The organism is Arthrobacter sp. TE26545 (genome assembly GCF_056279005.1).
This window is the reverse complement of sequence record NZ_JBWBQM010000001.1, coordinates 3396475-3421244: the sequence shown is the minus strand read 5'-3', so window position 1 is coordinate 3421244 and position 24770 is coordinate 3396475. Positions and strand designations below refer to the sequence as shown.

Annotated in this window: 27 protein-coding genes; 7 read left to right on the top strand and 20 right to left on the bottom strand. The window is 66.7% G+C overall.

All coding sequences use genetic code 11. The annotated features are described in order from the left end of the window. Positions 1 to 4: 4 nt before the first annotated feature. The 3 genes from ACZ9CK_RS15530 to ACZ9CK_RS15520 all read right to left on the bottom strand — a co-directional run bounded on the left by ACZ9CK_RS15530 (position 5) and on the right by ACZ9CK_RS15520 (position 2342). Positions 5 to 1339: an FAD-binding oxidoreductase gene (locus ACZ9CK_RS15530; RefSeq protein ID WP_426299984.1), complete on the bottom strand. Its 1335-nt coding sequence runs from the start codon at positions 1337 to 1339 to the stop codon at positions 5 to 7. Between the two features lie 93 nt (positions 1340 to 1432). Further along, positions 1433 to 1903 (bottom strand): SRPBCC family protein, encoded by a 471-nt coding sequence (locus tag ACZ9CK_RS15525; RefSeq protein WP_426299982.1) that lies wholly within the window; start codon positions 1901 to 1903, stop codon positions 1433 to 1435. Positions 1904 to 2003: 100 nt separating this feature from the next. Further along, complete coding sequence (locus tag ACZ9CK_RS15520; protein ID WP_426299980.1) at positions 2004 to 2342, bottom strand: YciI family protein; 339 nt, start codon at positions 2340 to 2342, stop codon at positions 2004 to 2006. Between the two features lie 283 nt (positions 2343 to 2625). Between ACZ9CK_RS15520 and clpB the strand changes: the two genes are divergently transcribed. Continuing rightward, the gene (clpB, locus tag ACZ9CK_RS15515) at positions 2626 to 5295 is read left to right on the top strand and encodes an ATP-dependent chaperone ClpB (protein ID WP_476050391.1); all 2670 of its coding nucleotides are present in this window, start codon (positions 2626 to 2628) and stop codon (positions 5293 to 5295) included. 9 nt (positions 5296 to 5304) lie between these two features. On the opposite strand, the gene ACZ9CK_RS15510 is transcribed toward clpB, so the two are convergent. Then, positions 5305 to 5904 carry a septum formation family protein gene (locus tag ACZ9CK_RS15510; protein ID WP_476050390.1) on the bottom strand — a complete coding sequence of 200 codons (600 nt, stop codon included), beginning with the start codon at positions 5902 to 5904 and terminating at the stop codon, positions 5305 to 5307. A 253-nt stretch (positions 5905 to 6157) separates the two neighbouring features. On the opposite strand from ACZ9CK_RS15510, the gene ACZ9CK_RS15505 reads away from it, so the two are divergent. Next, positions 6158 to 6385 (top strand): DUF3073 domain-containing protein, encoded by a 228-nt coding sequence (locus ACZ9CK_RS15505; RefSeq protein ID WP_115789654.1) that lies wholly within the window; start codon positions 6158 to 6160, stop codon positions 6383 to 6385. Between the two features lie 179 nt (positions 6386 to 6564). On the opposite strand, the gene ACZ9CK_RS15500 is transcribed toward ACZ9CK_RS15505, so the two are convergent. Further along, positions 6565 to 7029 carry a MarR family winged helix-turn-helix transcriptional regulator gene (locus ACZ9CK_RS15500; RefSeq protein WP_426299974.1) on the bottom strand — a complete coding sequence of 155 codons (465 nt, stop codon included), beginning with the start codon at positions 7027 to 7029 and terminating at the stop codon, positions 6565 to 6567. A gap of 237 nt (positions 7030 to 7266) precedes the next feature. Here ACZ9CK_RS15500 and ACZ9CK_RS15495 point away from each other — a divergent pair, with 237 nt between their 5' ends. The 3 genes from ACZ9CK_RS15495 to ACZ9CK_RS15485 all read left to right on the top strand — a co-directional run bounded on the left by ACZ9CK_RS15495 (position 7267) and on the right by ACZ9CK_RS15485 (position 9829). Further along, positions 7267 to 7875: a hypothetical protein gene (locus tag ACZ9CK_RS15495; protein WP_426299972.1), complete on the top strand. Its 609-nt coding sequence runs from the start codon at positions 7267 to 7269 to the stop codon at positions 7873 to 7875. Positions 7876 to 7921: 46 nt separating this feature from the next. Then, complete coding sequence (locus ACZ9CK_RS15490; protein WP_476050389.1) at positions 7922 to 9400, top strand: LamG-like jellyroll fold domain-containing protein; 1479 nt, start codon at positions 7922 to 7924, stop codon at positions 9398 to 9400. 99 nt (positions 9401 to 9499) lie between these two features. Continuing rightward, the gene (locus ACZ9CK_RS15485) at positions 9500 to 9829 is read left to right on the top strand and encodes a histone-like nucleoid-structuring protein Lsr2 (protein ID WP_426299968.1); all 330 of its coding nucleotides are present in this window, start codon (positions 9500 to 9502) and stop codon (positions 9827 to 9829) included. Between the two features lie 127 nt (positions 9830 to 9956). Here the strand turns inward: ACZ9CK_RS15485 and purM are convergent, their stop codons facing one another. The 5 genes from purM to uraD all read right to left on the bottom strand — a co-directional run bounded on the left by purM (position 9957) and on the right by uraD (position 14091). Continuing rightward, a complete protein-coding gene (gene purM / locus ACZ9CK_RS15480; protein ID WP_426299966.1) occupies positions 9957 to 11132 on the bottom strand; it encodes a phosphoribosylformylglycinamidine cyclo-ligase in 1176 nt (391 codons plus the stop codon). After that, on the bottom strand, positions 11129 to 12736 hold the full coding sequence (purF, locus tag ACZ9CK_RS15475; RefSeq protein WP_426299964.1) for an amidophosphoribosyltransferase: 1608 nt from the start codon (positions 12734 to 12736) through the stop codon (positions 11129 to 11131). Before purF ends, purM begins: the two co-directional genes overlap by 4 nt. Positions 12737 to 12809: 73 nt before the next feature. Further along, the gene (locus ACZ9CK_RS15470; RefSeq protein ID WP_476050388.1) at positions 12810 to 13151 is read right to left on the bottom strand and encodes a hypothetical protein; all 342 of its coding nucleotides are present in this window, start codon (positions 13149 to 13151) and stop codon (positions 12810 to 12812) included. Between the two features lie 104 nt (positions 13152 to 13255). Beyond that, a complete protein-coding gene (uraH, locus tag ACZ9CK_RS15465) occupies positions 13256 to 13597 on the bottom strand; it encodes a hydroxyisourate hydrolase (protein ID WP_426299960.1) in 342 nt (113 codons plus the stop codon). Beyond that, complete coding sequence (uraD, locus tag ACZ9CK_RS15460; protein ID WP_476050387.1) at positions 13594 to 14091, bottom strand: 2-oxo-4-hydroxy-4-carboxy-5-ureidoimidazoline decarboxylase; 498 nt, start codon at positions 14089 to 14091, stop codon at positions 13594 to 13596. The genes uraH and uraD overlap by 4 nt, the downstream gene beginning before the upstream one ends. A gap of 269 nt (positions 14092 to 14360) precedes the next feature. On the opposite strand from uraD, the gene ACZ9CK_RS15455 reads away from it, so the two are divergent. Beyond that, on the top strand, positions 14361 to 15455 hold the full coding sequence (locus tag ACZ9CK_RS15455; RefSeq protein ID WP_476050386.1) for a pyridoxal-phosphate-dependent aminotransferase family protein: 1095 nt from the start codon (positions 14361 to 14363) through the stop codon (positions 15453 to 15455). Positions 15456 to 15474: 19 nt separating this feature from the next. Here the strand turns inward: ACZ9CK_RS15455 and ACZ9CK_RS15450 are convergent, their stop codons facing one another. The 6 genes from ACZ9CK_RS15450 to ACZ9CK_RS15425 all read right to left on the bottom strand — a co-directional run bounded on the left by ACZ9CK_RS15450 (position 15475) and on the right by ACZ9CK_RS15425 (position 20287). Then, positions 15475 to 15726 (bottom strand): hypothetical protein, encoded by a 252-nt coding sequence (locus ACZ9CK_RS15450; protein WP_476050385.1) that lies wholly within the window; start codon positions 15724 to 15726, stop codon positions 15475 to 15477. Positions 15727 to 15799: 73 nt separating this feature from the next. Then, the gene (locus ACZ9CK_RS15445; RefSeq protein ID WP_476050384.1) at positions 15800 to 16390 is read right to left on the bottom strand and encodes a hypothetical protein; all 591 of its coding nucleotides are present in this window, start codon (positions 16388 to 16390) and stop codon (positions 15800 to 15802) included. Between the two features lie 5 nt (positions 16391 to 16395). After that, a complete protein-coding gene (locus ACZ9CK_RS15440; RefSeq protein ID WP_426299950.1) occupies positions 16396 to 16833 on the bottom strand; it encodes an ATP-binding protein in 438 nt (145 codons plus the stop codon). Further along, positions 16826 to 17158, bottom strand: a complete 333-nt coding sequence (locus ACZ9CK_RS15435; RefSeq protein ID WP_426299948.1) for an STAS domain-containing protein — start codon at positions 17156 to 17158, stop codon at positions 16826 to 16828. Before ACZ9CK_RS15435 ends, ACZ9CK_RS15440 begins: the two co-directional genes overlap by 8 nt. Next, positions 17148 to 19145 carry a glycosyltransferase family 2 protein gene (locus ACZ9CK_RS15430; protein WP_476050383.1) on the bottom strand — a complete coding sequence of 666 codons (1998 nt, stop codon included), beginning with the start codon at positions 19143 to 19145 and terminating at the stop codon, positions 17148 to 17150. The genes ACZ9CK_RS15435 and ACZ9CK_RS15430 overlap by 11 nt, the downstream gene beginning before the upstream one ends. A 17-nt stretch (positions 19146 to 19162) precedes the next feature. Next, positions 19163 to 20287, bottom strand: a complete 1125-nt coding sequence (locus ACZ9CK_RS15425) for a PP2C family protein-serine/threonine phosphatase (RefSeq protein ID WP_426299944.1) — start codon at positions 20285 to 20287, stop codon at positions 19163 to 19165. Between the two features lie 245 nt (positions 20288 to 20532). On the opposite strand from ACZ9CK_RS15425, the gene ACZ9CK_RS15420 reads away from it, so the two are divergent. Next, complete coding sequence (locus ACZ9CK_RS15420; RefSeq protein ID WP_476050382.1) at positions 20533 to 20802, top strand: hypothetical protein; 270 nt, start codon at positions 20533 to 20535, stop codon at positions 20800 to 20802. Positions 20803 to 21029: 227 nt separating this feature from the next. Here ACZ9CK_RS15420 and bcp read toward each other — a convergent pair whose 3' ends face one another. The 4 genes from bcp to ACZ9CK_RS15400 all read right to left on the bottom strand — a co-directional run bounded on the left by bcp (position 21030) and on the right by ACZ9CK_RS15400 (position 24757). Next, positions 21030 to 21497: a thioredoxin-dependent thiol peroxidase gene (gene bcp / locus ACZ9CK_RS15415; RefSeq protein WP_476050381.1), complete on the bottom strand. Its 468-nt coding sequence runs from the start codon at positions 21495 to 21497 to the stop codon at positions 21030 to 21032. A 66-nt stretch (positions 21498 to 21563) separates the two neighbouring features. After that, positions 21564 to 22232: a winged helix-turn-helix domain-containing protein gene (locus ACZ9CK_RS15410; RefSeq protein ID WP_476050380.1), complete on the bottom strand. Its 669-nt coding sequence runs from the start codon at positions 22230 to 22232 to the stop codon at positions 21564 to 21566. Positions 22233 to 22242: 10 nt separating this feature from the next. Further along, positions 22243 to 23583, bottom strand: a complete 1341-nt coding sequence (gene allB, locus ACZ9CK_RS15405; RefSeq protein ID WP_476050379.1) for an allantoinase AllB — start codon at positions 23581 to 23583, stop codon at positions 22243 to 22245. Next, entirely contained in the window at positions 23576 to 24757 is a 1182-nt protein-coding gene (locus ACZ9CK_RS15400) for a glycerate kinase (protein ID WP_476050378.1), read from the bottom strand. Before ACZ9CK_RS15400 ends, allB begins: the two co-directional genes overlap by 8 nt. Positions 24758 to 24770: the final 13 nt, after the last annotated feature.

Below are 24770 nucleotides of genomic sequence, written 5' to 3'. Positions count from 1 at the left end.
CCCCTCAGCGCTCGGCCGGAAGGATGTTCTGGTTGCCCCGGAAGGTGTTCTCCGGGTCGAATTCGCGCTTCACCCGGGACAGCCTCCGGTAGTTCTCCTCGCCGAAGGCGGCCACGATGCGCTCAGGCCCTTCGTGGCCGATGAAGTTCAGCCACACGCCGCCCGTGGTGTGCGGGGCGATGTCGGCGCGGAAACGCTTGACCCAGGCCCTGGCCTCCTGCCCGCCCTCGGGCGTTTCCGCCAGACCGAAGGGGTGGCTTACCCAGGCGGCACCACGGTTCTGCAGGGGAGTGGACGCCGCGGCCGACCCGCCCACGGCTCCGCCCCAGCGGGCGATGAGCTGCTGTGAGTGCTGGCCCGGCAGCCGCTGCGCCGAGTCCACGAACAGGTCCAGGGCGTCGTCCGCAAGCTCGTCATGGTAATCGGCGCTCCAGTAGTTGTACATGCCGGGCGGGTCGTCGAGCATGCACTGGAAATCCGCATATCCCATGGGTTCCACGAGGTCCACAGTCGGGCCCAGGTCCCGGAACGGCTGGACATGGGCGGCGCCCTCCTCCGCGTCGCCGGCATAGAGGTACGCCAGCCCAAGAGCCATCTTGCCCACCATCTCCTCCGGGACGAACGGTTCCGGCGGAGCGGTGAGGAATATCAGGGCTGTCCCCACGGCGTCGGGGGCGGCCAGGGCTGCGTCCCGGTAGCCGCGGCTCACTTGCGTTGCGGCGCCGCCCGGAAAGAGCATGAGTCCCGCCTGCACGGTTGGCCCGAGCTCCCGCAACTGGAACGTGAACGCTGTGGCCACACCGAAGTTCCCGCCTCCGCCATGCAATGCCCAGAACAGTTCAGGGTTTTCCTGCCCGCTAGCGGTGACCTGCTCGCCTGCCGCGGTCACCAGGTCCACGGAGAGCAGGTTGTCGCAGGCGAAGCCGAAGGAGCGTTCCAGCCAGCCCGACCCGCCGCCCAGGGTGAAGCCTGCCACACCGGTCGTGGATGCGCGGCCGCCCGTGGTCGCGAGGCCGTGTTCCTGGCTGGCGCGGTCGAACTCGCCCCAGTTCACGCCCGCGCCGACCGTGATGGTGCGGGCGTCGCGGTCAACGTTGATCGATTTCATGGGCCGCACATCCACCACCAGGCCGCCTTCGTTGGTGGACATCCCGGCCACCGAGTGGCCCCCTGCGCGCACTGCGACATCAAGCCGATGGGTGCGGGCGTGTTGCAGCGCTTCGGCCACCTCGGCGGGAGAAGCGCATTGCGCAATCACTGCCGGCCGGAGGTCGATCATTGCGTTGAAAAGCTTCCGCTTCTCGTCGTAGTCCGGGCTGTCGGGCCGGGTCCATTCCATGGCGCACCTCCGCGTCCGCGGCCCTACCCCCACGCTAAAACAGTACGACGGCGGTGCTACCGCCAGCCATGGGGGACCCCTTACGAATTGCTTTCAGCCCTGGCGCTTGGCTGCTGCAGCTCCCAGGGATGCCAGGCCCTTTTCGAAGTCCTTGCCCACCAGCTTGTCCATGTTCATGAACAGCGCGAACACCTTGGACATGAAGGTCTTGTTTTCGCCGGTCATGGTCCAGGTGACCCTGGTGCCCTCGCCCTCCGGGGAAAAGGTGAACTCGGTGGGATTTACCGCTTTCATGGGCTTGGTGAATTCAAGCCGGATGTTGATCTTGGTGGGTTCCACGGCATTGACGATTTCCATGTTTCCGGAGCCGGCCTTGTTGTTGCCGCTCCAGGTGTACTTGGCGCCCACACCGCTTTCATTGCCGGAGTAGCTGCGCTTCAGATTGGGGTCGACGGCTTCCCATGGGGACCATGCGGTCCACTTGTGGAAGTCGTTGACCAGCGGGAAAATCTCGGCCGCCGGGGCCGGAATGAATGCGTTCCGCGAAACGGAAAAGGTAGCCATGGGCCAATCGTACGTCCGCGCGGTCCGGAAATTGAGGGCCTGAAGTGGCGCCGGAGTTTCGTGGTGCGGTGCCCCCGTCGCACCACGATTGCAGTCCCGGCTACATTCCGGGAATATCGAGCGCCGGGTATATCTGGATGCTGGATTCGCCTCCGCTCATGAAATGCGGGTGGTCCTTCACCAGTTCGGCTGCTGCGTCGAGGTCATCGGCCTGGAGGATGCTGTAGCCGCCGACGCCGGTGGTGGTGTCCGAGACGCCTGAGCCGGACACTTCCTTGCCGACGCCCAACGGGGTGCCGAAGTCGACCAGGGCATCCCCGGTCCTGGCCGCCCAGTCGGTCCAGGCTTTCATGCCGGCTTCGGCCTGTTCGGGCGTGCTCTCGGCGATTTGGGATTCGGCCGACATTGAGCCGATGTAGAGAACTACGAACTTCGTCATGACAGGTCCTTTTCTCCTTGCGCCATCGGGGTCATCCTTCCGGTCACAGCTTGATCGTAGGACGTGGCGGGGCCACCCGGCAGCGTGCACGGTACTCGATTCTGCCTGCCGCGGGAGAAGCGGGGAATCAGTCCGCGGGGCAAGCGCTGGACAGGCGTTCTTCGGTGGGCAAGCATGGACCTCAGAAGGCAGAAATCAAAGTTGAGCGTGATAGACTCAAGTTTGTAAAAGTCGGCTGACTCAACTTTGGAAGATTCTTTAGCCTCCCGAAAGGAGCTCTTTTTTGGACGTCAAATTCACCACCAAGAGCCAGGAGGCTCTTTCCGCGGCAGCCATGAACGCCTCGACCGCGGGCAACCCGCAGCTCGAACCGGCCCATCTGCTTAAGGCCCTCATGGACCAGCGTGAGGGCGTCGCCGTCGCATTGCTCCGCGCCACCGGCGCGGATCCGGACGCCGTCAGCGTGCAGGCGAGTTCCGCGATCAAGGCGCTGCCGTCGTCGTCGGGCAGCTCGGTCCAGCAGGCCCAACTGTCCCGGCCTGCGCTGCAGGCGATCAAGGCCGCGGAAAGCGAAGCCGAAAAGCTCGGCGATTCCTTTGTCTCCACCGAGCACCTTCTGCTCGGCCTCTCCGCCGGAAGTGACGCCGTCGGGAAATTGCTGCGCGACGCCGGAGCCTCCCATGAAGCGCTGCTCGCCGCCCTGCCGGGTGTCCGCGGCGACCGCAAGGTCAACTCCCCGGACCCGGAGAACACTTTTCAGGCGCTCGAGAAGTACGGCACGGACCTGACCGCCGTCGCGCGTTCGGGCAAGCTGGACCCGGTGATCGGCCGCGATTCGGAGATCCGCCGCGTCATCCAGGTGCTCTCCCGCCGGACCAAGAACAACCCGGTGCTGATCGGCGAACCCGGCGTGGGCAAGACCGCCGTCGTGGAAGGCCTGGCCCAGCGCATCGTGGCCGGCGACGTCCCGGAGAGCCTGCGGGGCAAGACCCTGATCGCCCTGGACCTGGCCTCGATGGTGGCGGGCGCCAAGTACCGCGGGGAATTCGAAGAACGGCTCAAGGCCGTGCTGGAGGAGATCAAGAACTCCGAAGGCCGGATCGTCACCTTCATCGACGAGATCCACACCGTCGTGGGCGCCGGCGCTACCGGGGACAGCGCCATGGACGCGGGCAACATGCTCAAGCCCATGCTGGCCCGCGGCGAGCTGCGCCTGATCGGTGCCACCACCCTGGACGAGTACCGCGAGAACATCGAGAAGGATCCCGCCCTGGAACGCCGCTTCCAGCAGGTCTACGTGGGCGAGCCGAGCGTGGAAGACACCATCGGCATCCTGCGCGGGCTCAAGGAGCGCTACGAGGCGCACCACAAGGTGGCCATCGCGGACTCGGCCCTGGTGGCCGCCGCGACCCTGTCCAACCGCTACATCTCAGGACGGCAGCTGCCGGACAAGGCCATCGACCTGGTGGACGAAGCCGCCTCGCGGCTGCGGATGGAGATCGACTCCGCACCGGAGGAGATCGACCAGCTGCGCCGCTCCGTGGACCGGCTCACCATGGAGGAGCTCGCCCTCCAGGGCGAGACCGACGCCGCCTCCGTTGAGCGCCTCGCCGCGCTCCGTGCGGACATGGCGGACAAGAAGGAAGCCCTCGCCGCACTCAATGCCCGCTGGGAAGCGGAAAAAGCCGGCCTGAACCGGGTGGGTGACCTCAAAGCGAAGATCGACGAACTGCGTTCCGCCGCGGAAAAGTACCAGCGCGAAGGCGACCTCGAATCGGCGTCGCGCATCCTCTACGGCGAGCTGCCTGCGCTCGAACGCGAGCTGAACGCGGCCGCCGAGGAGGAGTCCGCGCGGGTGGCGGGCGGGGGAGCGAAGCCGGACCTCATGGTCGCAGAGGAAGTCACTGCGGACGACATCGCCGAGGTCATTTCCGCCTGGACCGGCATTCCCGCCGGACGCATGCTCCAAGGCGAATCACAGAAGCTGCTGCACATGGAGGAGGAGCTCGGCAAGCGGCTGATTGGCCAGCACAAGGCTGTCACCGCGGTCTCCGACGCCGTCCGCCGGGCCCGCGCCGGCATCTCCGATCCCAACCGGCCCACCGGTTCCTTCCTGTTCCTCGGTCCCACCGGCGTCGGCAAGACCGAGCTGGCCAAGGCGCTGGCGGACTTCCTCTTCGACGACGAACGCGCCATGATCCGGATCGATATGTCCGAATACGGCGAGAAGCACTCCGTGGCCCGCCTGGTCGGCGCCCCTCCGGGCTATGTCGGCTATGAGGAAGGCGGCCAGCTCACCGAGGCCGTGCGCCGCCGGCCCTACTCCGTGGTGCTGCTGGACGAGGTGGAGAAGGCCCACCCCGAAGTCTTCGACATCCTCCTGCAGGTGCTCGACGACGGCCGCCTCACCGACGGCCAAGGCCGCACCGTCGACTTCCGGAACACCATCCTGGTGCTTACGTCCAACTCGGGCAGCCAGTTCCTGGTGGACCCGAGCCTGGACGCCCGGGCGAAGCAGGAGGCCGTGATGTCCGTGGTGCGGGCCTCCTTCAAGCCGGAGTTCCTGAATCGCCTGGACGAAATCGTGTTGTTCGATCCGCTGACCGTGGACGAACTGGCCGACATCGTGGAACTGCATGTGGCCGAGCTCGCCAAGCGCCTTCACGGCCGGCGCCTCGCCCTCGAGGTCAGCGACGGTGCCAGGGCCTGGCTGGCGATGAGCGGCTTCGATCCCGCCTACGGGGCCCGGCCGCTGCGCCGCCTTGTGCAGCGCGAGATCGGCGACCGGCTTGCCAAGGAAATCCTGGCCGGTGAGATCGCCGATGGCGACACCGTGCTGGTGGACACCGTGGCGGATGCCGACGAACTCACCATCGAAGGACTCGAGGCGCTTGTTGGGCCCGACGGCGGTGCCCCCGCCGGCAGCGGCCTGGTGGTGCGCCGGAAGGAGTAGGGCCGGCCCTTACTTCTGGAGAACGCTTTCCTTCAGGGTGTTGCCCGAGTCCACCACGATGAAGCAGTCCACGCGACGATCGCCGCGGTCCCAGCTGGTGGAACTCGGGTACACATTCTGCTGGAGCAGCTGGTACTTGCCGGCCGCCTCGTTCAGCATCACGGTAAGGCAGACTTCGCGGCCCTTGTCCCGCAGGGCGTTGGTGCCCGGGAAGCCGTCGTTCGCCTTGTAGCTGAATACGGCGCCGAGCTGGGCGGAGTGCGGCGTGGTGCATTCCACAGCGCGGGCCTTGCTGGCATTGGAATCGAAGTCGGCAAAGCAGTCGCCCAGCCGGTAGTCCTTGGATTCGATGTCCGCGGGCAAGGGGCCGCGGCTGGATGAAGCTGAGGCGCCCGGGGTGCCGGCCGGTACGGGGCGGTTGCCGAAGACGGAGACCAGGGTCCAGATCACGGCGATGATCAGGAGCAGCACGAAAAGGACGATGCCGCCGATGATCAGCCGCTGCCGGGTCAGAAGGTCCATCGGGGTGCGCGACGGTGCCCGGGCGGCGGGCATGGCATCGCCGTGTCCGTCCTCCGGGTTGTCCGGGGAGGGGTTTTCCTGGCCCATGTCCGAATCCGTGCCTTTCGTGCTTGCGAAGCTCAGCTGAAGCTCCCCTTTGGGAGACTTTACCCAAATTCTGCCCGGTCCCGCCTGCCCGGATTCATACCGAGCCTCCGGGGTGCCTGAGGCGGGCCCGGTGGCACCCAGTCACTGCCGAAAGCATGTAATCTAGACATACGACAAATTGACCAAACATTCCGGGGCCTCACCGATCGCCAAGGTGACCACCTCCGGTCCAAGTACAAAAGGGGGTCACGCCATGGGGCGCGGCCGTCAAAAGGCAAAAGCTACCAAGCAGGCTCGGGACATCAAGTACTACTCCCCGAACACTGACTATTCGGCCCTTCAGCGTGAGCTGACGGGGCCATCAAGTCGTGCGGTGAGCCACTTCGATGACGATCCCACGGAGCCGGATTACTCGGCCTATGCGGACAAGTACGCACAGGATGACGAAGACGACGAGGTAGACTCGCGCCGCATCGGCTAGTGGGTGCATGCGGTGCCGCCAGGCACCGGTGACGCCACCGCCGTCGTACTTTCACCTCCCGGACTCCCGCACACCCGGAGCGAAACCGGGAAGCACAGTTCCTCACCCGCAGGGTGCGCCCATCGGCGCCCCTGCGGGTATTTTGCGTGCCCGGACCTGCCGGGCCCGTGCCCATGGGCTCAGCCGGCGGATCCTCCGGATCCGCGGGGTGTCGAGGCGTCGAGTGACGCCGACAGGGCTTCGATGAACTCCGTCTGGGCGGCAAGGTCACTGTGCGGGCTTGCGTTGAATGCGGCGATGACGGCGTCCAGGTAGAGCCTGTTTACCCATCGCATGGCCTGCCGTCCGCCCGGTGTGAGCGCCAGCCGGATGCTCCGGCGGTCGGTGGGGTGTGGCTGCCGCAGCAGCAGGCCCGCCCGCTCGAGCCGGTCGATCATGGTGGTCATCGACCCGGTGGTGAGATCCATCAACTCGGAAAGCTTCTTGGGGGTGAGGCCTTCGAGGTCGGCAGCATGGGAGAGCGCATTCAGCTCCGCCATGCTGATGCCGAGTTCCTTGGCAATGCCCGCCCTCAAGTTACCGCTCGTGAGCTGCAGTTGCCGCAGCAACAGAACGAACGGCACGTAATCAGCTGAGCTGGCCATGGCCGGTCTCCCTAAATATCTTGATGAGAAAGTTACTTCAGTATAGGGGTAAGTCGTGCAACCGCCCTAGATTTTTCTTCATTCCAAGCCGGACGACCCGTTTTAGCTTGAAGAAAATGTAGCTTGATAAAAATACTGCTTGACGATCAAGTGAAATTTGCTAGGCTGGTTCCCGAACCCGCAGCAGCGCGTTCACCCGATTAGGTCTCAATCGGCCCCCAGTTTTCAGGAGTCACCATGCGCACTTCAGTCCACGCAGCAGTCATCGCAAAATGGGCTGCCGTTCCTGCCGCACTGGTCGTGAGCGGTCTGCTTGTATCCCAGGCTTCGTACTCTGCGTTCAGCGCAACTACCAACAATGCCGGTAACAGCTGGGCTTCCGGCAGCTTGGCACTCAGCAACGATGCATCCGGGACGGCGCTGTTCTCGGCTTCCAACATCAAACCGGGGGACGCGGGAAGCAAGTGCATCACCGTTTCCACCACGGCAAACGTGGCCAGCACCCTGAAGCTCTACGCCTCCAGCTACAGCAAGGGCACCAAGAACCTCGGCGACCGCATCAACGTCACCGTCACCAGCGGCAGCTTCCCAGGTGCGGCTCCGGCCAACGGTGCCTGCACCGGTTTCACGGCCGGCTCGGTTGCCGTCGCCACGACCTCGCTGACGTCCTTCGCAGCCGCTTCCGCCAGCTACGCAACGGGTGCTGATTCCTACGCGCTTCCCGCCGGCGGTTCCCGCACCTACAAGATCGACTGGACCTTCGCTACTGCAGGTTCCCCCGCTGCGGACAACCCGTACCAGGGTGACACCGCGTCCATCGGGTTCACTTGGGAGTCCCAGAGCTAGACCCTCCGTGCTTGCCGCCACCCGTCCCATCCTGTAGGAGCCCCCGATGTTGCCGACAGAACAAGCAGCCGCAGCGGACGCTGCTGCGCCTGCCGGCGACCCGAGGACACCGAAAGGACACTCCATTTCCCAGCAGTGGCTGCGCGTTCTGGGCGCCGCGCTGGGGCGGGTGGTGGTGATTCTCGCAGTCATGATGATGGGGTGGGCATCCGTTCCCGCCGTCCTTGGCTGGCAGCCCACCACCGTGGTGAGTGGCTCCATGGAGCCAACCATCAAAGTGGGCGATGTAGTGGTTTCCCGGCCCATGGGAGCTGAGAACCTCATCCCGGGCCGCGTGGTCCTGGTGGATGACCCGGACCATGCCGGGCGGCTGCGGCTGCACCGCATCGCCACGGTGAATCCGGACGGTTCCCTCGTCCTGCGGGGAGATGCAAACGCGGCCAATGACTCCTCAAGCGTGTGGCCTTCGGCCGTGCATGGAGTGGGTTACCTGAGGATCCCGGCGGTCGGACTGCCGATCGTCTGGCTTGGCAGGGGGCAATGGCCCATGGTTCTCGCGGGCGTCGCGCTGCTGGCGGGGGCACTGGCCCTGACGAGGCTGGACAGGCATTTTGCCCGTCCTCGCCGGAAGGACTCCAAGTCCGGGGGCCGCCGTCGGGCAGAGTGGAAAGCCTGGCTGGTACCGGCACGCCGGGCAAGCTGCACCGTGCTGTTCCTGGTTGCCGCCGCCGGCCTCGCCGGCATGACGGTGATGACCGCACCGCTGGCGCACGCGGCATTCTCAGGCACGAGCCACAACCAGGCCAACACCCTGTCCTCCCGGACGTTCTTCAGCTGCACGGCGGCTGCCTTGGCCGACGCGCCGTCCCTGTTCTACGCCTTCAACGATTCCCCGAAGCCGGCCACTGCCGTCACCGACAGCTCCGGCAGCGGCAACGACGGCACGTTCCGCATGACGGCGTCCCTCGGTACCTCGGTTCCCTGCGCCGGGGACGCCGGCAACACTGCGGACCTTTCCGGACTCCGGTACATCGCCACCACCACCGGCAGCACCGGGCCCACGGTATTCAGCTACGAAATGTGGTTCAAGACCAGCTCCATCCTCGGCGGGAAGCTGGCCGGATTCCAGGACTCCAAGAACAATGCCACCGGCGTCAACGACCGCAACCTCTACATGCGCGTCGATGGAAAGCTGGTCTTCGGCGTCTCTCCAGGCGGCACCATGCAGACTGTCGTCTCACCGTCGGCCTACAACGACGGCGCCTGGCACCACGCCGCCGTCACACTCTCCTCCGCCGGGATGAACCTCTATGTCGACGGTGCCTCCGTGGCCTCCTCCGCCGCCGTCACCACCGCCCGGAGCGGCTACACGGGGTACTGGCGTTTCGGCAACGGCGACCTCACGGCCTGGCCCGGAGCCGGCCTCTCGGCTTTTGACGGCCAGGTGGACAACATCGCCGTCTATGACACAACAGCCCTCACGCCGGCGCAGGTGCTGGCGCACTACCAGGCTGCCGCCCCGTAAGCGATCGGATCCGCGCCATGCCCACTGACACTCATTGCCTTCCGGAACCGATTTCCGGGAATCAACGGATTGCATGCTCCCAAGAAAGGACCGTTGGCCATGAACAAAAAGATTGACTTCCTGTTGCTTGACGACCTGGATGGAAGCAGCGCGGATGAGCGGGTGAGGTTCGCCGTCGATGGCATCGACTATGAGGTGGACCTGTCCTCGGCGAACGCGGCGGCTTTCCGCTCCTACCTCGGGGTTTTCATGAACGCGGGCAGGCGGAAGGCCGCGACCCCGGCAGCCCAGGGGCGGAAGGAAGCTCCGCTTTCCGTGACGGCCAGGATCCGCCGCTGGGCGATGGAACAGGGCTACGAGCTGAGCAGCCGCGGCCAAATCCCCAAGTCGATCGTGCAGGCCTTCCAGGCCGCCGAGGGGACCGCCTGACCGCACCCGGCGCGGGGTCACTTACGGCCCATGCAGGGCTTCCCGGGTGTGGGCGGTAAGTGACCCCCGTCGCACAAGAAAGCGGGCCGGCAGTTCACAACTGCCGGCCCGCTTTCCGTTGTTTCGCTTAGGCGTACGCGTTCACCAGACGGACCGCTCCGCCGTCGACCCCCTTGGCACCCTGGACGTAGTCCGGGCCGGTCTTGTCGATCGCGTCGGAGTCCGCCGAAACGGTGCCCATGATCCAGGACGGCAATCCGCGCTCGTTGAGGCGGGCCACGGCGGCATCGGCGATTTCCGGGGACACGATGGCCACCATGCCGACACCCAGGTTCAGGGTGCGCTCCAGGTCGGCCAGCGGCACGTTGCCGAGCTCGGACACCAGCTTGAAGATGGCCGGCAGTTCCCAGGTGGCACGGTCCACCGTGGCCACGAGGCCCTGCGGCAGCACGCGGGCCAGGTTGGCGGCCAGGCCGCCGCCCGTGACGTGGCTGAAACCGTTGACGCTTCCCTTTGCGGCGGTGCCGCTGTTCACCGGGAAGGCGCGGGCCAGGTCCAGGCAGTCGGCGGCGTAGACGCGGGTGGGCTCCAGCAGTTCCTCGCCCAGGGTGCGGCCGAGTTCGGAGACCTGGCGGTCCAGGGCCCAGCCGGCGTGGTTGATGACGCGGCGGACCAGGGAGTAGCCGTTGGAGTGCAGGCCGGAGGAGGCCATGCCGATGACGACGTCGCCGGCGCGGACACGGTCCGGGCCCAGCAGCTGGTCGGCCTCGACAACACCGGTGGCGGCACCGGCCACATCGTATTCGTGCTCGCCCAGCAGGCCCGGGTGCTCGGCGGTTTCGCCGCCCACCAGCGCGGTGCCCGCAACGGAGCAGGCCGAGGCGATGCCGCGCACAATGGCGGCGATGCGCTCGGGAACAACCTTGCCGCAGGCGATGTAGTCGGTCATGAAGAGCGGCTCGGCGCCGACCACCACGATGTCATCGACAACCATGCCCACCAGGTCGAAGCCGATGGTGTCGTGGATGTCCATGGCCTGGGCGATGGCTACCTTGGTGCCCACGCCGTCGGTGGAGGTGGCCAGCAGCGGCTTCTTGTAGGTCAGCAGCTTCGAGACGTCGTACAGGCCGGCGAAACCGCCGACGCCGCCCAGCACCGAGCTGTTGTGCGTCGCCTTGACGGCGTCCTTCATGAGCTCGACGGCGCGGTCGCCCGCTTCGACGTCGACGCCGGCGGAGGCATAGGTGATGCCTGAGTTTTCCGGGGCCCCGGTGTTTTCAGCGGCATAGGAGGCGGAGGTCATACAGACTCTTTCTTGTCGGCGTCGGTCAGCAGGTTCTCAAACTCGGCGTCGGGTCCTGGATCGCAGCCCGTTGCGCCCGGCTTCTCTGCCGGGTCCTCTGAATCGTTTACGGAAGTGTTCGACGGCGGCAGCCCGCCGAGGTCGGTGCGCTCCAGCAGGTTCTTGCCCAGTTTGTCCGAGCCCGGGAGCTCGATGGGGTACTGGCCCGTGAAGCACGCGGTGCAGAGGCGTTCGCGCGGCTGCTGGGTGGCCCCGATCATGCCGTCTTCGGAGATGTAGGCAAGGGAGTCCGCGCCGATGGCCTGGGAGATCTCGTCGATCGTGGCTCCGTTGGCGATCAGTTCCGCGCGGGAGGCGAAGTCGATGCCGTAGAAGCACGGCCACTGCACGGGCGGCGAGGAAATCTTGATGTGCACCTCGGCAGCGCCGGCCTCGCGCAGCATGCGCACGATGGCGCGCTGGGTGTTGCCGCGGACGATCGAGTCGTCCACCACAACCACGCGCTTGCCGCGGATCACGGATTCCAGCGCGTTGAGCTTGAGCCGGATGCCGAGCTGGCGCAGGGTCTGCGAGGGCTGGATGAAGGTACGGCCCACGTAGGCGTTCTTCACGAAGCCGTGCGCGAACGGGATGCCGGATTCCTCGGCGTAGCCCACGGCGGCGGGGGTGCCGGATTCCGGGACCGGGATGACGATGTCGGCCTCGTGGGTGTTTTCGCGGGCCAGCTGGCGGCCCATCTCCACGCGGGACTCGTACACGGAACGGCCGTTGATGGCGGCGTCCGGGCGGGCCAGGTACACGTACTCGAAAACGCAGCCGGCCGGCGTCGCGTCCGCGAAGCGCTGGGAGCGGACACCGTTCTCGTCAATGGCAATGAACTCGCCGGGTTCGATCTCGCGGATGAAGCTGGCGCCCACGGTGGCCAGGCCGGCCTGCTCGGAGGCCACCACCCAGCCGCGCTCCAGCCGGCCGAGGCACAGCGGGCGGATGCCGTACGTGTCGCGGGCGGCGTAGAGGGTGCCTTCGTCCATGAACACGAAGCAGAAGCCGCCCTTGATCTTGGGCAGCAGCTCCATGGCGGTTTCCTCGAGGGTCTTGCCGGGTTCGCCCTCAAGCAGGGCGGTGACCAGGGCGGTGTCCGAGGTGTTGCCCTGCTTCATTTCGCCGGTGAGCTGGCCGTCGTTGCGCTCCAGGATCATTTCGCGGAGTTCGGCGGTGTTGGTCAGGTTGCCGTTGTGCGCCAGTGCCACCGTGCCGGTGCTCGTGGCGCCCAGGGTGGGCTGTGCGTTGGCCCAGTGGCTGGCTCCGGTGGTGGAGTAGCGGCAGTGGCCGACGGCGAGGTGCCCGGTGAGGGTGTTCAGGGTGGTTTCGTCGAAGACCTGGGACACGAGGCCCATGTCCTTGTAGACGTTGATGCGCTTGCCGTCACTGGTCGCGATGCCAGCCGACTCTTGTCCGCGGTGCTGTAGCGCGTACAGCCCGTAATAGGTGAGTTTTGCTACCTCTTCGCCAGGGGCCCAGACTCCGAAGACGCCACAAGCGTCCTGGGGTCCTTTTTCGCCGGGGAGAAGATCATGTGAAAGTTTTCCGTCGCCACGTGCCACTGGTTGATTGTCTCACGTCCCGGGCGTGGTATTTTCCGCGGCCGCGGATTGTGACCCTCCCGGCGGTGTGATATCAGTCGTCGCCGGGCTCGTCTTCGGCCACGGCTTCCACGATTGCGTGCTCGCTCCGCCGGAAACTCAAGCGGTCCAGGACGAGCGCCACGATGCAGCCCAGGATCACGCCGCCCGCTGCGAAGGCGACGGTGAAGAAGCCAAACACCGCGCCGGCGTCGAACGCTGGATCGGCAGGAAGGCCGAACGCCACGAAGGCTGCCACCACGATCCCGAGGAGCCCGCCGAGCACCATGAACGGCACGAAGCGGGGTGCGCGGCGTACCGTGATGCGCCGCTCCGGTGCGCCTGCGGCGGCACCATCCGCGGAGTTGCCGGTGATGTTCGAGTCCTCAGAAACCATGCCTTCCAGCCTACCGGTTCCGCCCAGCCCAACTGACTCGCAGTTGTTGTCGCTTTGAGACCTCAAAACGACAACTATTGCGAGTCAGTTGGGTGGGAGTGCGGCTAGCTGCCGCGGTAGGTCGAGAACGCGAAAGGGCTCAGGAGCAGCGGCACGTGGTAGTGCTCGCCGGCGTCGGACACGGTGAAGCTCAGGTCCACCTCCGGGAAGAAGGTCTCCGTGCCGAGGCCGGCGTAGTACGCGCCCGTGGCGAAGTTGAGCCGGTACTTGCCACCCGGGACCCGCTCGGGGCCGAGGTTCTTGATCCGGCCGTCGGCATCCGTGGTGCCTTCCGCAACGGAAGTCCAGCTGCCGCCGTCGAACACTGACAGCACGACGGCGACGTCCGCCGCCGGGCGGCCGGAACCGGTGTCGAGGATATGCGTGGTGATCTGGGAAACGCTCATGCGCCGATAACTCCTTCAAGGCGGAGCAGGGCGATTTCGCGGAGCTGCTCGGCCACGATGCGGTCTTCTTCTTCGGGGGTGTGGGTGAGGCGTTCGTTGAGGGAAGCCAGGATGTCCGAGGCGCTGCGGCCGGCGGCGCGGATCAGGAAGACCCGGTTGAACTTCTCCTCATAGGCCCGGTTGCCGTCGGCCAGTGCGCGGGCGGTGGCGTCGTCGCTGGGGTCCACGCCGGACTGCTCCGAGCGGGACATGGCCGCCTCGGTGGTCGACGCCTGGGGGCGTTCGCCGATGCGCGGGTGGTGGGCGAGCGCGGACTCGAGTTCCTCCGCGGTGAACGGAGCGGCTGCATCCTTGGCGAAGGCCAGGAGGTCATCCTTGCCACTGAACGGCCGGGCGTCGGCGATTTCCCCCACCCAGCGTTCGACGTCGAGGCAAGGGCGCAGGACTCCAACGGCGTCCGTACGGTCTGCGCTGTTGAATTCTGCAAGCTGCATGCTTGGTCATCCCTCGTGCAAATGCTGGCATCCATGGTGACGGCTATGCGGAACTCCGGCGCTGGTGCCGGATAGGCCCCGGGCTGACGCTGCAGCACGTTCACCTTCCGCATCATGGAACTGTTATTTCAGCATGCGTAATAGTCAAGCGGAGGTGCGGCGCCGCTGTCAAGGGTCCCCGCCAAGCCTCGCGGCATCACTGCTGGCAAGATCGTACCGCCCGCGGCGGGCCTGCGGCAGAATTGCCCCAACGGGTGAAGGAGTTCGCTATGCCAGCCATCTTGACGTCCAGGTTCCTGTTCGGCCCCGGTCCGGGCAACGCCTACCCGGAGGCCATGGCCGCCTTGTCACACCCGGTGATCGGCCACCTCGACCCCGTGTTCATCGAGCGGCTGGACCGCACCTGTGCCGGCCTGCGGACGGTCTGGGGAACGGCGAACACCCGCACCCTGCCGCTGAGCGCCACCGGTTCCGGCGGCATGGAAGCCGCCTTCGTGAACACCGTGTCCGACGGCGACGTAGCCGTCGTCGCCGTCAACGGGCTGTTCGGGGAACGCATGTGCGAGGTGGCCCGACGCTGCGGCGCCACGGTGGTGCGGGTGGACCATGAATGGGGGCAGCCGGTCGACGCCGAACGCGTCCTGGCGGCCCATCCTGCACCCAAGGTGATCGCCGCCGTCCACGCCGAGACCTCCACGGGCGTGCTTTCGGACATCGCCGCACTCGGCGCGGACAAGGGCGACGCCCTGCTCATCGCCGACGCCGTGACCTCGATCGGCGGCCTCGAACTGCTGGCCGACCAGTGGGGGATCGACGTCGGCTACGCCGGAACGCAGAAGTGCCTGGGCGTGCCGCCGGGCCTGTCTCCGTTCACGGTCTCGGAACGGGCCTTCGAACGTCGCATCCGCGATCCGCGCTCCTGGTACCTGGACATCGGGCTGCTCGGCGGCTACGCCGGCGCCGCCACCGGCAGCCGCACGTACCACCACACCGCGCCGGTCACCATGATCGCCGGGCTCGAAGCGGCGCTGGACCGGATCCTCGCCGAAGGGCTTGAGGCGGTGCAGGCCCGCCACCACAAGGCCGGTGCCGCCCTGCGTGCCGGGCTGCAGGAGCTGGGCCTGGAGCTGTTCGCCGCCGAAGGCAGCCGGCTGGACAGCCTCACCACGGTGAAGGTGCCCGACGGCGTGGATTCGGCCGCCGTGCGCGGGTACCTGCTGCGCAACTTCAGCATGGAGATCGGCGCCGGAGTCGGTGCGTTCAAGGACACCGTCTGGCGGATCGGCACCATGGGACCGAACGCTTCGCCTGCCGCCGTCACGTTGGTGCTGGGCGCGCTGGAGGAAGCGCTCGCGAAGGCATGAGCTTTCCGGGCCCGCTTGGTTAGCGGTCGGGTGTCTCGCGGTTTCCGACGGCTTCGATCCAGTCGACGGCCTCGTCGGAGAAATGGAAACCGCTGGAATCCGTCTCGCCGGCCCACCAGGCCTCCGAGGCGATGGAACCGCCCACGTCCACGATCTCGCTGACGATTTCTTCCGGGACGGCGTCGCCGTTGTTGTCGATCAGCCACTGCTGTGTTTTCGGTGTCAGCCTGCGCCACCACTGGGCCATCTCCAGGGGCTCTTCGAAGGTCATGCGCATCAGTGTCCCACTTCGGGGCCGTTCGGACGAGGGCTATGGGGGTTCTTCGCCGGGGTCGCCGGGCGGGTCAACCCTTAGGAATCTCCTTCGGGTCGCAGCCGGCGGATTCCACGGGGACCCCTAGCCGCACGTAGGCCGTGCCCTTCGACTCGACCCGCAGGGTGGCGCCTGCAGCATCCGTGCTCTTGGCGACCACCCAGCCCCCGGGCACCGGGTCCGTTCCGCCGAATGCGGCGAAGCCATGCTTCTTAAGGACCGGGTCCGCGGCAGCGAAGACGTCGTGGAACCTCTTCGAAGGCTCCACGATGTCCCTGGCACTTTCCATTTCGGCCAGGTAGAGCATGCAGGTGCCGTCCTGCCGGCGCTGCATCGTGGCGGGGGAGTGGACGTTCCAACGGATGCCCGGCAGCTTCTTTTCCAATGCGGCAACGACGTCGGTCCGCACGGCGTCGTACTTGGCGAAACTTTCCGCTACGGGCGCGTGGGTCCCGGCCACCGAGGGCCCGGACGGCTCCGGGGTGGCCGGCGCGCTGCAGGCGGCCAGCGCCTGGGCTCCCAACAGCGGAACAGCTGCTGACAGCGCCAGGCGGCTCCGGCGTCGTACGCGGTTATGTCCTGGGCGGTTGGGTCCTACGCGGTTCACTCGTATCCGGTTCATGGTCCTCAATCCGTATCGGCAGGCGTGGACTCCCGGGTGAGGATCCAGGTGTTCGTCCCGTCCTGGCGTTCGAAGGTGACGGTCGTCACAAGGGCCTCGATGAGGGCCAGGCCGCGGCCGGACTCGGCGTCCTCATCGGGCATATCGGCCCGCATGTCGTTGGCAAACGGTTCGCGGGCATTGTGCGCACTGACCCTGGCCTGGAGCCTGCGGGTCCTGACGGTGATGTCGACGTCGAGTTCCACCGGTTTGTCCGCGGCCGGAAGCGCGTGCTGGACGATGTTGGCGGCGGCTTCGATCACGGCGGTGGCGAAGGTCATCCGGTCCATGTCCGGAACGAACGAGGCATCCTCCCACAAGGCGTCCAGTTCCTCGTGGACAGCCTCGATCGCTTCCTCGTTTGCGGGTCCGTGGTAACCCTTGCGGGCGAGCACCTCAGTCATCGCCGAACGCCGCCTCGGCCGAGGGGTACGCGGTGAGGACCCTGTCCATGTTGGTCAGTTCCAGCACCATCTTGACCTGCGGCTGGACGCCGGAGATCCGAAGGTCCCCGCCTGCCTGGCGCGCGGCCTTGAGGCAGCCGATGAGGGCGCCGAGGCCGGAAGAATCCATGAAATCGGTCTCCGCGAGGTTGACCACCACCCGGCTGGAGCCGCCGGCCACAACCTCGGCCACGACTTCCCGGAGCTTGGGGGCAGCCACCATGTTCAAACGGCCCACGCCCTTCACCTCCGCGTAGCTGTCTTTGACCTCGTAGCTAAACTGCATCAGCGTTCCTCTCTTCTGGGCTTTCCGGGCCTTCTGGGTTCTCCGGGGGGCCGGAACCTTCGGGGACGAATCCCTTGTACAAAACCGCCTTGACCAGCACGCTCAGGACCACCAGGTCAAAGGCCACCCATGCCCCGTTCACCAGTGTGCCAAGGGGCTCGGACAAACCGGCCAGGAGCCGCGCCATGCCGGCCACCAGCCCTACGGCCAGCAGCACCGCCACGATGATCTGCGGACGGATAAGGCTCCAGCCCGGCCCGCCGTCCTGCCGGGCTTTCGGGGTGACAGCGAAGCCCAGGGGACGTCCGAACCACACGTTGCGTGCCGCCGTCGTGCAGGACTTGATCCAGGTGGGGAACAGCGCCAGGCTGTACTGCTGCCCGCGCCAGGTGGGGATGCCGTGCCCGGCCACCACGAACAGCAGCTGGTTCACCACCATGAACGGAATGAAGCGGACAAAGAACTCCAAGCTCAGGCTGCTGACCGGGAGGATGCCGAGCGTCAGGTAGATGACCGGCGCCGTGAAGTACACCACGGCCGCGAAACCGCTCAGGTAGCTCCACATCGTGGAGAAGTACATGAGCCGTTGCCCCCACGTCAGGCCGCGCTGGACCAGGGGGTTCTCGCGGAGCATGACCTGCATGGTGCCCTGGGCCCAGCGGAGGCGTTGCGTGAGCATGGTCTTGAGGTCCTCGGGGGCCAGGCCGTTGGCCAGGATCTCGTGGTGGTACACGCTCTTCCATCCGAGGGCATGAAGGCGCATTGCCGTGGCCATGTCTTCCGTGACCGAGATGGTGGCCAGGGGCATCACGGGCTGGGCTTCGTCGGTGCGCTCAACGGAGATGGCGTCCAGGACAGCGTGCACGGATTCGAGCGCTCCCAGCGGGGACCACTCGCGGCCGGACATGCGGTCGACGGCGTCAGTCGCCACCGTGGTGACGCCACCTTCCCCGACGTGGGCCAGTTCCATGGCGGCGATCTCTTCGAGGTCGGCCTGCAGGGCGGAGAAGTCGGCGGCCACGAGCGTACGCACGGCCTCGTCCACCTTCCGGCGGACCCGGTAGGTGATCTCGCTGAGGGATGCGCCGGCCTCAAGCTCATGCTGGGCCGCCTTGGTGGCGGCCTCCACCTCGTCGAGCATCTGTTCGACCAAGGGGTTTTCGGCCTCGGCGGATCGGCGTGCCTTCTTGATGGCGGACGTGGAGGCGGCCAGGGCGCGGTGCACGCTCTGTTCCGTGGCCTTGACGTAGCCCACCAGGCCCAGCTGCATGAGGGCTTCCCGGCGCAGGATGGCGTTCGACCCGCAGAAGAACGCTGCGTTCCACCCGTCCTTGCCCTGCTGGATGGGTCCGTAGAACAGGGGCGCCTGGCTGCCCAGAGGGTCGTCGGCAGGCACATTGATGAAGTACTGCGGAGTCTGGACCAGCGCTACCCGGTCATCGTTGAAGTAGCCCAGCGTCTTGTCCAGGATGTCCGGCTCGGGGATCTGGTCGGCGTCGAGAATCAACAGGTATTCGCCCGAGGTGAGCATCAGCGCGTTGTTCAGGTTGCCGGCCTTGGCGTGCCGCGGCATGTCCGGGGTCCAGTCCGCGCTGCGCGTCACGTAGCCGATGCCGTTCGACTCGGCGAGTTCGCGCAGCGCAGGCCGCTTGCCGTCGTCGAGGATCCAGGTGCTGTGCGGCCGGCGGATGTCCTTGGCGGCGAGGGCCGTGTTCATCACCAGGTCCAGCGGCTCGTTGTAGGTGGTGATGAAGACGTCAACGGTGGCGTCGTCAGGGGCAGGCGGAGGCGGCTTCCTGATCTTGAGTTTCCACACCGTGAGGCCGAAGAGGATCACGTCGATGAAGCTGTACGTCTCGGCGATCACCAGCGGAACCGCGATCCACCACGCCTCCCAGTTCAGCGACGCGAGCCAGCGCCATGCGACGTAGTTGACGCCAAGAATGGCCGTGAGGACAACGAGCAAGCGGGTCCAGAAACGTGTCACAATCCCCCTTTTGTGGCCTAGTGCCGAATCGTGCCGTTCGTTTTGCGGCGGACGACGACGGCGGTCACGTCGTCTTCCGCTGTCGCCGCGGGTGCCAGTTCAAGCAGCGCGGCGCAGACTTCTTCCGAGGTGCCCTCGCTGCGGGCGGCGCGCTCCACGTTCCGGATGAAGTCTTCCAAGGAATCGTGGGCATCGAGCACGCCGTCGCTCACGATCACGAGGGAGTCGCCGGGTTCGAGTACGAGCTCCGCGGCGGGCCATTGCTGGTCATCGAGGATGCCCACTGGCGGCCCGGCTGACACCAACCGCCGAGCGGGCCCCTCAGCCGGAACGTGCAGGCCCAGCCCGTGGCCGGCGTCGATGTAGCTGAGCTTGCCCGAGGCGCTGTCCAGGCGCGCGTGGAACATGGTGACGAAGGAGCCGGACTGGTCCAGGTCCGAGGTGATGGTGGCGCTGGCTGAGCCGAAGGCGGCATCGATGGCCGGGGTGTCCGCTACTGAACGCATGACGGCGCGGACGGTGGCGGCAATCAGCGCCGCACCCATGCCCTTGCCCATGGCGTCGGCGACCGTGAGGTGCATGCCGTCGGGGGTCTGGTACCAGTCGTAGAAGTCCCCGCCCACGCTGCGCGTTGGACGGAAGGCCCCGGCGACGTCGTAATCGTTGAGCCTGACCGCTTCCTGCGGGAGGAGGCTTTGCTGCACCACGGCCGCGCGGGCGAGTTCGTCGCTCTGGCCGGCGTCTTCGGCAGGTGCCGGGGCCGGGCGTGCACGCCTGAACAGCGCCCGCACTCTGGCCTGGAGTTCTTTGGGGCTGAAGGGCTTGGTGAGGTAGTCGTCGGCCCCGGTGTCCAGGCCGGCCAGGCGGTCCAGCTCGGCGGTCCGGGCCGAGAGCATCACGATGTAGGCATCGGAGAATTCGCGCATCCTCCTGCAGGCTTCGATCCCGTCGATGCCCGGCATGTTGACGTCCAGGGTGACCAGTTCGGGCCGGATGTCGCGGACGGCTTCGACGCCGGCCAGGCCGTCGGGGGCCTCCACGACGTCGAAGTCGAGCTGCCGGAGAACAACGACGAGCAGCCCGCGGATGTCGTCGTCGTCCTCGATGACGACTGCGCGACGCTGGACCGGGGCGGAAGACATAAATCCATTAACTCCTGTCACAGGAGGTTTGTCACTTTTGGTCAAATTGAGGCAATGCTTCGGCTCCGTCCTGACCGAAAGCGACGCACCCGACTCTCACCGTCCCTTCCATCTTTGGCCACCAGGATCTTGCTGCCACGACCGAGCAGAAGGCCCTTGTGGACTGTCGACCTTCATGCAATAGTGCACACTCACTGACGGGGCCTGATATCGAAACCCGTCCGGACGCTTAGGGGGAAGCGCCAATGACTGAATCCATCCATTCTGAGGTCGAGCGCACACTCAGCACGATTCCTGTTCGTGTGTCCCGCGAAATGACCAACACCGAGTATTCGGTTCGTGTGGCCGAAGTCCTCAGGCTTTTCGACATCGATGCAACCGGAAACGAAACAGGCGTGTATTACGGAGACCAAGGCGTTGGGCCAGAAGACCAACCATTAGTCTGGGCCATTCACACACTCGTTGAGAGGCGATTCGGCATCCCGGACCGAGCTCGACGAAACTCGCCGCGATAGCCGGCGGCGGCAAGCGTCTGAACAGGTGCCGCGCGGCCGGCTGCCAGATGTACCTAGGCGGTGGCTTCGCGCTCTGCCCGAGGGATGGCGCGGCGGCCCAGCACCCTTAAACGACCCTATTCGAAACGCGAACTGCCCCGGCACACCGTCATGAAACGGCCTGCCGGGGCAGTTGCTGCGCAAACAAGCTCAGGAAGCGCTACCCGCAGGAGCGTGGGTGAGGAAGGCTAGACGCCCAGTTCTTCCTTCAGAGCGGCGACGTGGCCCTGGGCCTTCACCTGGTACTGGGTGAGGACAACGTTGCCGTCACCGTTGACCACCACGGTGGAGCGGACCAGGCCGTCAACCACTTCGCCGTCCACCAGCTTCTCGCCCCAGGCGCCGTAGGCCAGTGCCACGGAGTGGTTCTCGTCGGAGAGCAGCGGGAAGGTCAGCGCGAATTCGTCGACGAAGCGCGCGATCTTCTCCGGCGCGTCCGGGGAGATGCCTAGGACTTCGTAGCCGGAGCCCTGGAGGCTGGCCAGGCTGTCGCGGAAATCGCAGGCTTCGGTGGTGCAGCCGGGGGTGGAGGCTTCCGGGTAAAAATACACGATCACATTGCGGCCGCGGAAATCGGAGAGCGAAACCTTCTGGCCGGTGGAGTCGAGCAGGGCGAAATCGGGGGCCTGGGTTCCGGCGAGGAGTTTCTGGGTCATGTTGTGATCCTTGACTAGTCGGGCAACCGCCGTGGCCGGCGATCTCTCATACAAATAACGGTCTGCCTAGATGCAGTATTCCGCAGGCCCGCGCACCGTGGTCCCGGGTCCGGGCACGAATTGGTAACCGCCACCGCGTACTGTGGCGATGGCGTTGCGGGCGGAGCCCAGCTTGCGCCGGACGCGTCCAACATACACGTCGATCGAACGGAACGCCGCGCCGGGGCAGTCGAGTGACTCCAGGAAGCGTTGCAATTCTTCACGCGGGATGGGACGGGAAAGGTTCTCCACGAGGTAGCGCAGGAGCTTGTGCTCCATGAAGGTGAAGGTGACCGGAACGCCGTCGAGCAGCACGGTGTCTGCCGCCAGGTCCACGGCCAGGCTGCTGCGCCGGCCGGACAGGGCGATCGGCTGGGCGACGACGCCGGAAGCGGCGCCGTGCCGCAGGTGCAGCTCGGCCTGGGGAGCCAGGCGGCGGGCCCGGGCCAGCACCGCTTCGGCGGCCTTGGCCCAGATCTCGGGGTCGATGTCCTGGCCTTCGGCGGGCTCCACCCACACGGCCAGGCCGCGGGCCTGGACGCCCGGGCGCAAACCGGAACGAAGACCTGGGTGGCCCTGGTGGGCCGGCTGGGCGCCGGCCAAAGAGCCGGCACTGGCCAATGGGCCGGGCCGGTGGCCGGCGCGCAGGGCTTGGCGCGCGCCGGCAGGCGGGAGCGAATGGACGTTGACGGCCATCGAATCCGCCTTACACGCCGCCGCGGCGGATCAGCTTTCCGCCGGGGGTCTGGCCGTCCACCACCGAGCCCCGCAGGTAGGTCTTGCGGACGACGCCGGAAAGCGCCTTGCCGTCGTACGGAGTGATGGGGTTCTTGTGCTTGAGCTTCTTGACATCCACCACGAACGCCTCGTCCGCTGCGAACACCGAGAAGTCGGCGTCGTAGCCGAGCGCCAGCTGGCCCTTGTTGGACAGGCGGGCCAGGGCGGCGGGCTTGGCGGACATCCAGGAGACCACCTGCTCCAGGGAGATGCCGCGGTGGCGTGCCTCGCTCCAGATCAGGGACAGGCCCAGCTGCAGGGAGGAAACGCCGCCCCAGGCCACGGCGAAATCGCCGTTTTCCAGGTCCTTGAGGTCAAGGGTGGAGGGGGAGTGGTCCGAGACGATGCAGTCGATGGTGCCGTCTTCCAGGCCCTTCCACAGCAGTTCCCGGTTGGATGCCTCGCGGATGGGCGGGCAGCACTTGTAGGCAGTGGCGCCGTCGGGGATTTCCTCGGCCATGAGGGTCAGGTAGTGCGGGCAGGTCTCAACGGTGAGGTTCACGCCATCGCGCTTGGCCGAAGCGATCATGGGCAGCGCGTCCGAGGAGGAAAGGTGCAGGATGTGCGCGCGGGCGCCGGTCCAGCGGGCACGTTCGATGACCTCGGCGATCGCTTTGTTCTCGGCACCGCGCGGGCGGGAGGCCAGGAAGGTGGCGTAGTGGTCCCCGCCCGGGTGTGGGGCGTGGTCGATCGCGTGGGAGTCCTCGGCGTGGACGATCATGAGCGAGTCGAAGGACTTCAGCTCGCGCATGTCCTCTTCCATCTCGTCCGCGTCAAGGTGCGGGAATTCGTCCACACCGGAGTGCAGCAGGAAGCACTTGAAGCCGAAGACGCCTTCGTCGTGCAGGCCGCGCAAGTCGGCCTTGTTGCCGGGGATCGCGCCGCCCCAGAATCCGACGTCGACGAACGCCTGGTCCTCGGCCACCTCGCGCTTGAGCTTGAGGCCTTCCACCGTGGTGGTGGGCGGGATGGAGTTCAGCGGCATGTCGATGATGGTGGTGACGCCGCCGGCCGCCGCGGCACGGGTGGCCGAGGCGAAGCCTTCCCACTCGGTGCGGCCGGGCTCGTTGACGTGGACGTGGGTGTCCACGAGGCCCGGGATGAGGGTTTCGTCGTCGGCGAGGTCGATGACTTCGGCACCTGCCAGGCCGTTGCCGAGCGGTTCGATGGCGGCGATCACGCCGTTGCGGACGCCGACCTCGCGGGCGGCGATTCCCGCAGTGGTGAGGATCCGCTTGCCGCGGATGACCAGGTCAAAGCTTTCAGACATTGAGAGACTCCTTCGTGCGGGAGGCGGCCGCGAGCTGTGCGCCGATGGTCCGCCCCAGCTTTTCGAGCAAGGTTCCTGCTTCCCTTATACATACTTCGACGTCGGATTCAAGGCTGGTCAGGGGAAGAACCTGCCGGAATCCTGAGTCGCTTTGCTGCTCCTGGCTCAGGGTGGTCCGGCCGCAGACGGCCACCACGGGAACGCCCGCGGCTTCCGCAGCACGGGCCACGCCCATGGGGGTCTTGCCGAGCAGGCTTTGTTCGTCCAGGCTACCTTCGCCGGTGATCACCAGATCGGCGCCGGCCAGCTGTCCGGCGAGCCCTGTGAATTCGAGGACGACGTCGATCCCCGGCCGCCGTGCCGCGCCCAGGACCGCGATGGCGGCGTAGCCCACACCGCCTGCCGCGCCGGCGCCCGGTGCCTCGGCGGCACGCCCGGCGCGGTCGCCGATCTCTTCGCCGAGGACCTCGACGAAGCGGGCCAGGGCGGCGTCCAGCGCGGTGACGTCCTCCGGCGTCGCGCCCTTCTGCGGACCGAACACCGCCGGGGCGCCGAGCGTGCCGAGGAGGGGGTTGTCGACGTCGGACGCCAGGACGAAGCGGCTGTCCTCCAGCCGCACGTCCAGGCCGGAGAAGTCGATCCGCTCCAAGCCGGCCAGCGCGCCGCCGCCTGCCGGGAGTTCGTTCCCGTCGACGTCCAGCAGCCGGGCGCCCAGGCCCTGCAGCACGCCGGCGCCGCCGTCGGTGTTGGCGCTGCCGCCGACGCCGAGGATGATCTTCCGGCAGCCCAGGTCCAGCGCGGCGCGGATGAGTTCGCCGGTGCCGATGCTGTTGGCGTCCTTCGCGGTATCGGTGCTGGGGCCTCCCGGGAGGAGCGCCAGCCCGGAGGCGGCCGCCATTTCGATGACGGCCTGGTTGCCGCGGACCGCGAAGTCCGCCGTCACCGGCTCGCCCAGCGGGCCGGTCACGGTGGCGCTGCGGCGGGTGAAGCCGGAGCCGACGGCGGCGTCGAGGGTTCCCTCGCCGCCGTCGGCTACTGGAATGAGCGTGGTCTCCAATGTTTCCGAGGCACCCGCAGCGTCGAAACCGGCCGCCAGGCCGTCCGCCAGGTGCCGGGCGACCTCGGGAGCGGACAGTGAACCCTTGAACTTGTCCGGGGCGATGACCACACGCATTCCGTTACCTCCT